General features: G+C 41.7%; 9 protein-coding genes. 4 read left to right on the forward strand and 5 right to left on the reverse strand.

The features are described from left to right. Window positions 1-51 precede the first annotated feature (51 nt). Window positions 52-1,260, reverse strand: coding sequence for a hybrid sensor histidine kinase/response regulator (locus tag PI95_RS34060; protein ID WP_052325805.1), 1,209 nt, complete (start codon window positions 1,258-1,260; stop codon window positions 52-54). A 410-nt stretch (window positions 1,261-1,670) separates the two neighbouring features. Here PI95_RS34060 and PI95_RS34065 point away from each other — a divergent pair, with 410 nt between their 5' ends. After that, a complete protein-coding gene (locus PI95_RS34065) occupies window positions 1,671-2,402 on the forward strand; it encodes a response regulator (protein ID WP_052325804.1) in 732 nt (243 codons plus the stop codon). Here the strand turns inward: PI95_RS34065 and PI95_RS34070 are convergent. The 4 genes from PI95_RS34070 to PI95_RS36505 all read right to left on the reverse strand — a co-directional run bounded on the left by PI95_RS34070 (window position 2,388) and on the right by PI95_RS36505 (window position 4,626). Further along, entirely contained in the window at window positions 2,388-3,032 is a 645-nt protein-coding gene (locus PI95_RS34070) for a DUF6753 family protein (protein WP_039753146.1), read from the reverse strand. The two genes, PI95_RS34065 and PI95_RS34070, sit on opposite strands and share 15 nt — an antisense overlap. 24 nt (window positions 3,033-3,056) lie before the next feature. Further along, window positions 3,057-3,830 (reverse strand): hypothetical protein, encoded by a 774-nt coding sequence (locus tag PI95_RS34075; RefSeq protein WP_039753145.1) that lies wholly within the window; start codon window positions 3,828-3,830, stop codon window positions 3,057-3,059. Window positions 3,831-3,835: 5 nt separating this feature from the next. Further along, the gene (locus tag PI95_RS36500; protein ID WP_236117314.1) at window positions 3,836-4,192 is read right to left on the reverse strand and encodes a hypothetical protein; all 357 of its coding nucleotides are present in this window, start codon (window positions 4,190-4,192) and stop codon (window positions 3,836-3,838) included. A gap of 95 nt (window positions 4,193-4,287) precedes the next feature. After that, window positions 4,288-4,626, reverse strand: a complete 339-nt coding sequence (locus tag PI95_RS36505; RefSeq protein WP_236117315.1) for a nucleotide-binding protein — start codon at window positions 4,624-4,626, stop codon at window positions 4,288-4,290. An 899-nt stretch (window positions 4,627-5,525) separates the two neighbouring features. Between PI95_RS36505 and PI95_RS34085 the strand changes: the two genes are divergently transcribed. The 3 genes from PI95_RS34085 (at window position 5,526) to PI95_RS34090 (ending at window position 6,885) form a co-directional block, all read left to right on the forward strand. Beyond that, window positions 5,526-5,942, forward strand: coding sequence for a helix-turn-helix domain-containing protein (locus PI95_RS34085; RefSeq protein WP_236117316.1), 417 nt, complete (start codon window positions 5,526-5,528; stop codon window positions 5,940-5,942). 65 nt (window positions 5,943-6,007) lie between these two features. Beyond that, window positions 6,008-6,289, forward strand: coding sequence for a hypothetical protein (locus PI95_RS36510; protein ID WP_063842454.1), 282 nt, complete (start codon window positions 6,008-6,010; stop codon window positions 6,287-6,289). Beyond that, window positions 6,286-6,885, forward strand: coding sequence for a DnaB-like helicase N-terminal domain-containing protein (locus PI95_RS34090; protein WP_052325803.1), 600 nt, complete (start codon window positions 6,286-6,288; stop codon window positions 6,883-6,885). The genes PI95_RS36510 and PI95_RS34090 overlap by 4 nt, the downstream gene beginning before the upstream one ends. Window positions 6,886-6,909: the final 24 nt, after the last annotated feature.

The following is a 6,909-nucleotide window of genomic DNA, read 5'->3' on the forward strand; positions in this document are numbered from 1 at the left end:
TAGACAAATGTGGACAGCCTTCAATCAAAAATGTCGTGGGGGATCGAGGATCTACAAAACAAGGCTGTCCACATTTGTCGTGGGTTGTTGCAGGGGAGTGGTTGGTTGGGAGAGTGGGAGTTGGATGGTAAATGTGGAGCCGAGACCGGGAGTGGAGGAAACTTCAATATTCCCCTTGTGGGCTTCAACAATCTGCTTTGCCAAGTATAGTCCTAACCCAGACCCCACATAGCCTCTCCTACCTCTCCCACCACAATAGAATCGGCTAAAAATCTTGGGCAAATCCTCCTCAGCGATTCCCATCCCTGAATCACTTACCTCAATTACCACTTTTGAGTCATTCTTCTGTTGCACAATTTTCACCCAACCAAAATCTGTGAATTTAATTGCATTGCTAACTAAATTAAGGAAAAGACGCTGTAATTCAATAGGATCGCCCTCTATTATAAGTGGTAAAGATGTATCCAAATTTATTTGCGTATCTAATTTTTTTGCAGTAGCTAAAGGTAGCAATTGCTCTGCTACAAAGATAATAATTTGTCGCAGGTCTACTTTTTCAAGGTTTAACTTTTTGACACCAGCATCATAGAGAGAAGCGTCTAGAAGAGTGTTGACCAAATCCAGCAAACTTTGGGTACTTGAGTAAAGACGACGTAGCACAGGGGAAATCTCTTTAAGGTCTTGTCCATAAGTTCCTTCCACAAGAGATTCCAAAAGTTGGCTGGCTGCACATAGTGGGACTCGCAAATCGTGAACTAAGAGTCGTACAAAATTTTCCTGAGCTTTAAGGCGAGCATCGCGTTCAGCAATCTTACAATTCACTCTTAGCAATGCCCGAATCCTCGCTCCTAATTCGTTCGCTAAAAAGGGCTTTGTCACCAAATCGTCCGCGCCAGCTTCCAATCCCGACTCCAAGGTGGGTTCGTCGTTATTGGCAACCAGCAAAATCGGAAAATAAGAAGTCGCAGTTGAGCGAATGTTACTAATCAAATTATGCCACTCTAATCGTTTTTTACTTACATCTAAAACCATTAAATCTGGAGGCGACTCTCTCACTATTTCCAATGCCTCTGGAAACGAAGCACTTTTAACCCAATATGATGCACATGTTTGAATGTAGTTAAGCAACTGAGATTCATTATCTCTGTCACTATCACTTACCAATAAAATTCTGTATTTATCATTTGATTCACCTAAAATTCCATTGAATGTCCCCGCTATACCACTGTTAGCGGTGGAAGGAAAATGACTAATATGCATTAACTGTATCCATCACTCAATAGTAAAAGGAAATCTTTGGTATACAAATGCACGCTCTTTTAGTTGTAGAAGCTCGGAATTGGTAGCGCTCCCCAAGGTACAAACTTGAATTCCTAATAACTACTGCTAGAAAATTTGTCTCTAGCTACCTGGCAAACTAGAGCTATCTTTTAAGCCTTCGGTATAATGCCGATCGCCTGCAACCAATGGGTTCTTTACTAATCAGAATTTATGATATATATCGCTGATTAACATCAGTAAGTATGCTGGATATAAGGAATAGTTAATCACATAATTACTGTCTAGTAGCTGTGTGACAGTTGAAAATGCGGACTATTAAAATACTCAGACATTCTGCACTTATACTATAAGTTAAATTACGGAGACAAAATATAATAAAAAGAGGCAATATGAGTAGAATTAAGGTAGTAATTATTGAGGATCATGAGCTAATGAGGTTTGGGATAGTTACAGCACTTTCTGCAAACGAACACATTGAGGTGTGCGGAGAAGCTGATAACGGTTTTTCAGGACTAAGCCTAATAAAAAAACATAGTCCCGATTTAGCATTAGTTGATATTAATCTGCCCGATATAGATGGTACAGAACTTTGTCAGAAAATTAAGGACGATTTTAATACAAAAGTAATAATATTAACTGCTGATAACACACAAGATACTGTGACAAAAGCGTTTAAAAATGGAGCCGATTCATACTGCATCAAAAATTTACCCAAAAAAAAGTTAGCAGAAGTAGTATATGCTACTTATAGAGGGGAATCTTGGATTGATTCAAAAATTTGCAAAATTATAATTGAAAACATGAATAATCCAACAAAAGCTGTTGGTATGACAAAAGTTCATAATAAAAAAAAGTACACTGTTGGAGCAAGCGTACTCAGCGATAGAGAGATAGACGTTTTGCAATTAATAGCTCAAGGGATGAGCAATGAAAAAATTGCTGCTCACCTATATATATCTATTGGAACAGTAAGAAGTCATGTGCATCGAATACTACAAAAACTAAGCTGTGAAAATCGTTCTCAAGCGGCAATTAAAGCAATCTCTTCAGGGCTAGTTGAAACACCTATGAGGGAAGAAAATGATTACAGCCACAAAGTTCAAAGTTTATTGATCGCTTAACTGCCGCTGATATGTAGAACGCTGGTCGTAAGGCACAACCCAGAGTACACATCTGCCCAAGAGACGCTCTGGTTCCTTACGACAAACACTGAGGTCAAAATCATTCCACTTCATAAGCTGACGAGCAAACTGTCCGTCTTTTGATTTAGCCCAAGTCAAAGCTTCTTTCTCTTCAAAGGTAAGGCGAACTGGCTCAGTCAAACCACCTCCAATCCTTGCAGGAATCATATTACCAACTAAGATACCCACACCAAGCACACCAGATAGTACTAGGGCAGCGGGTAGCATTGAACTAAATACTGCACTTGATTTTTGTTTCTCCACCTTCTTCACCAAAGCTGAAGCAGCTTTAGCAATAGCACTCTTCTGTTGAACAATGGCTACACTTGATGCCTTATCGAGCTTTTCATCTATTTCAGTTGTCCATCCCTCCACTACAGTATCGAGTTTGCCTGGAATATCCTCCATCAATACCTCGAACTTACCAAGGGAACTCAAAACCAAAAACAACGGGTCTTTGGGATTAATACCAGAACGCCGAACTACATCAAGAACTTTCTGTTTAAAATGGTCAGAATGTCCTTCTAAAGCTGCATCTAAAGAATCTTTTACAGCAGTATTCACACTCATAACATCCTTCAATTAACCTGCTTCTTAAAAATCAAAATTTAACTGTTGTTGAAGATTCCCTGATGATACAGGTTGTGAAAAAGCTAACAAGTCAGAAATGATTTTATTGTTCTTGATTTGCTGTTTAAACTCTTCCATCCAGTTGAAAATACGAGAGCGGTTCATTAAATCTATCTCTGGGTTCTGCATAGCTTGGCAATAAGGCAAATTCAGAGATTCTACTAATTCATAAGTTTCCCTCCACAACGCTCCTAAATACAATTCCTCTCCACCAATCTTGACAATGCGCTTTTGGATATCAGAGCCATCATAGTAGGGAAAATCATCGCCAAAGTACAGGTTTTTAACGATTACATAATCTGCTTTATTGCCACAATAATCAAAAAGCTCTTGTAAGTACTCGACACAATCTCGGCGATGAGAAATTGGATGAACAAAAGTAATGCAATAACCCAAACTAGCAGTTGCATCCCACAGCAGTACTTCTTCTGCAAATTGTTTGAAGTGCTCAACATTCTGCCCAGGCAAGTCACTAAGAGCTACTTGAAAATCAGAAAAGTACTCTAGGTCGATGAGCAATTGGTCAGCACCACCTTGCGTCAATGGCAATTCACCAACTCTTAACAGCATCTCGTAGGCATACAACTTATTGCGATTACCAGTGTAGTAAGCTCGCAACTTTAGTTTGGACTCTAGGTAAAGCTCTACTAACAACCGTGCTGTTGTGGACTTGCCTACCCTAGCATCGCCAGTTGTCATCACTAGTCGCTTGCCACGGGGGAGAATCGCATTCCTCATTTTGATTAAGCGGCTTGACTTGCTACAGCATGATTTTCTAACCCTAACAACTGACCTGCAACCAAAACATTTTGCTCAAATTCTTTAAGCCAAGCTGAAACACGAGATTTGATGACAATGTTAGCTTCTTTGCTTTCTAAAACTGCGCTAAAAGGTAAGTTCTTCTCATCAATATAGTCATAGGGTTTGAAAAACAAGTCGGGCATCAGAACCTCAACTGCACCAGCTTCCCAAAGTTTGGTACGAGTCTCAGAGTCTTGATAACGCTCAAACTTATCGGCATCTCCATGAAACAGATTCTTCACCACCACATAATCCACGCGATCGCCACAGTACTCATGAAGAACACGCAGGATGTTCACGCTCGTCCTTCACCCTGGACAGCACGCTGACCATTGTGACTCTGTAGCCCAACTTTTTAACAGCATCAAAAACGCCCAAGTCCTTCTCAAACTCTTCAAAAAACGCCCCTGATTGGGCAGGCAAGTCCACCAATGCGCTTTGGGGGTCGTCCGTTATCCAGGTCTATTAGCAGGTCGTCGGCACCTCCCCTAGTAAAAATATCAAGCAGCTTCACTCCAGGTTCCACCGAGTTGTAGTGTCTGTACAATTGAGCATTGCGATGATCCGAGTCGTAAGCCAGATACTTTAGATTTTTGTTGATATATAGCTGAAGCAATCCCCTAGCAAATGTGGATTTACCCACACCTCCCTTGTCTCCAGTAACAATCACTACCCGTCCTGTCTGCTGAGTCGTATTCTCCTGCATCTTTTCGTTATTCCTTTTTTTAGTCATAGATAATGAACCTAGCTAGTGTCCAGGTAGAGATAAAGCGGAAGTAAACTGACGGGACAAAGCCGTTAATCCACATCAACTCCACTCCTCTCTACTTGTCCCAAAATATCTGCTGCTTATTTCCCAGTTTCACACCTCATCTCTCTACCAACAAACCACCATTTGATGTAAAACAATACGCATTTTGATACAAATGATCCCCTACACCAAGTCGTCCCCAGACTAAAACCCTTACGCCATAAAAAGGATGGGTCAAAAATGGCGATCGCCGCAGGAGACACCCTTACCTCCAACTATCTATTGCTACGTATTTTTACAGGGAAAAAGACGTTGGTGTGTCTCGCTTCACAAAGCGTGCAGGCAAACAATTACTTTGTAATCCTACGCTACACTTGAGTTCGCGTTCGTGTAGCGTGCCAAAGGCGTATGCGTAGCATGTCCGTAGAAACCCGGTGGTAGGCTTTTCGATGGGTATAGTAAAGTAGTACAAAGGCTCACATAACCCCAGATTCTACCTAAACGGTACTTTCAACTGGCACATCTGGAATTTTCACGGAGCCATCAGGGATACAGCAACTGCCAAGCCAAATAAAGTCAAAGGATTTCACTATTCCCACGCAAAATCCTTACTATGCAAGCACTCTTCATCAACATCCCTTATGTCCACTCAGACAATGGAATTGCTCACAATCATACTACAGGTGAAATCAATTCACTTGACCCAGTATTATTACGGTCTTCTAGGAAGGTACTACAAGCTTACATAGCGAACCCTTTGAGGCGCTTTTTTAAGCGAGTTTCCGCATCTATCAAAGAACGCTCTTGTTCGCGCTTCAAGCTTGATAAGTAGCCCCAGTCTGGCGGGACAGGGGCTGGAAATTGTCATTACTAAGGAAATTATGCCTCAGAACAATACGAAAATTCAAGGGAAGTTTTACCCTCTTCAGCATGAAGAATGGTTAAGAGCCTGCTGGGAGCTAACGCCAGCACAGAAGGATGTGCTGTACTACATTCGCACGCTTGACCCTTATGGCGATGGGGTTGAGCTGTCTGTTTCTGCGATAGCTAAAAAACTATCAACTGAGAATAAAGAAGTACATCGCTCGACGGTTAGCCGTGCTCTAAAAACCTTAGATGAAAAGGGATTTATTGACCTAGAACTGCTAAAAGTCAAAATCAAGATTTTGGCTGGGGGACTTCATTGTTGCCTCATCGCAACAAGCGCGATCGCCACGCAACAAGCGCGATCGCCACGCAACAACCAAGTCCCGAAAACCACTCCCAGAGCCAATCCTCAGCTCCTAAGACTTATTTAGACTTTATAAAGACTCTCTCAGAAGCAGAGCGAGCGAATTTTTTAGAATTTTGTAGAGAAAAGACTTTGAACCTTAGCCAGGAAGTAAATGACATTGAGGCATGGCTAGCACACCAAAATAAGGCAGGTCAAAACCGTTGGCAGGTCTATTATCAAAAATTCACTTCATCCCAGCTAAAACCGGCTCATCAGCCCGATAAAAATGCATCAGCCCGAAGACAGTTTCAACAATGGAAGCAAGAAATGAAAGAAAAAGAGCGACTTGCCCAAGAAAAAGGACAGCAGGAGTCGCAAGCCAAAACAGCTATTGATGGCAACAACAATTCAAACCAGGAGGGCAAAACATGACTGACAAACTGCCCCCCCAAAATATTGAAGCAGAAGAAGCGGTACTTGGTGGTATAATACTCGACCCTGAAGCAATCAGCAGAGTAAGCGATTGCCTAACTCCCGAAGCATTTTATCTCGATTGCCATAAAGATATTTATCTTGCAGCGCAGCGCCTTCACTATCAAAATAAACCAACGGATTTACTGGCGTTGATAAATTGGCTAACTGACCATGATTTGCTCTCACGCATTGGTGGCAGAAATAAACTAGCTTCGCTTGTAGACCGCACGGTGTCTGCCGTCAATATCGACGCTTTAGCCGAATTGGTGATGGAAAAATACCAAAGGCGACAGCTGATTAAGGTTGGCAATGAAATTGTTCAACTTGGTTATCAAACAGAGACTGAGTTGCCTGAAATTCTTGAGCGTTCCGAGCAAAAACTGTATCAAGTTACGAGCGCAACTTTTGATACAAACACCGAACACAACAGCACAATTACTACCGCTGCGTATTTTGATTTAGAGTCAATCAGCCCAATTTACCCTTGGGCTGAACCTGGACAAAAATGGCATAAGCCTTCATCTGTAAAATGTCGTGGGGGATCGAGGATCTAGTAAACAAGGCTGTCAATGAGTGTC

Source organism: Hassallia byssoidea VB512170 (genome assembly GCF_000817785.2).
Classification (GTDB): domain Bacteria; phylum Cyanobacteriota; class Cyanobacteriia; order Cyanobacteriales; family Nostocaceae; genus Hassallia; species Hassallia carrinoi.

Excerpts from the sequence above, each read along its gene's own strand:
- PI95_RS34060 (WP_052325805.1), bottom strand. The coding sequence starts at position 1,260 with ATGCATATTAGTCATTTTCCTTCCACCGCTAACAGTGGTATAGCGGGG.
- PI95_RS34065 (WP_052325804.1), top strand. The coding sequence starts at position 1,671 with ATGAGTAGAATTAAGGTAGTAATTATTGAGGATCATGAGCTAATGAGG.
- PI95_RS34070 (WP_039753146.1), bottom strand. The coding sequence starts at position 3,032 with ATGAGTGTGAATACTGCTGTAAAAGATTCTTTAGATGCAGCTTTAGAA.
- PI95_RS34075 (WP_039753145.1), bottom strand. The coding sequence starts at position 3,830 with ATGAGGAATGCGATTCTCCCCCGTGGCAAGCGACTAGTGATGACAACT.
- PI95_RS36505 (WP_236117315.1), bottom strand. The coding sequence starts at position 4,626 with ATGACTAAAAAAAGGAATAACGAAAAGATGCAGGAGAATACGACTCAG.
- PI95_RS34085 (WP_236117316.1), top strand. The coding sequence starts at position 5,526 with ATGCCTCAGAACAATACGAAAATTCAAGGGAAGTTTTACCCTCTTCAG.
- PI95_RS34090 (WP_052325803.1), top strand. The coding sequence starts at position 6,286 with ATGACTGACAAACTGCCCCCCCAAAATATTGAAGCAGAAGAAGCGGTA.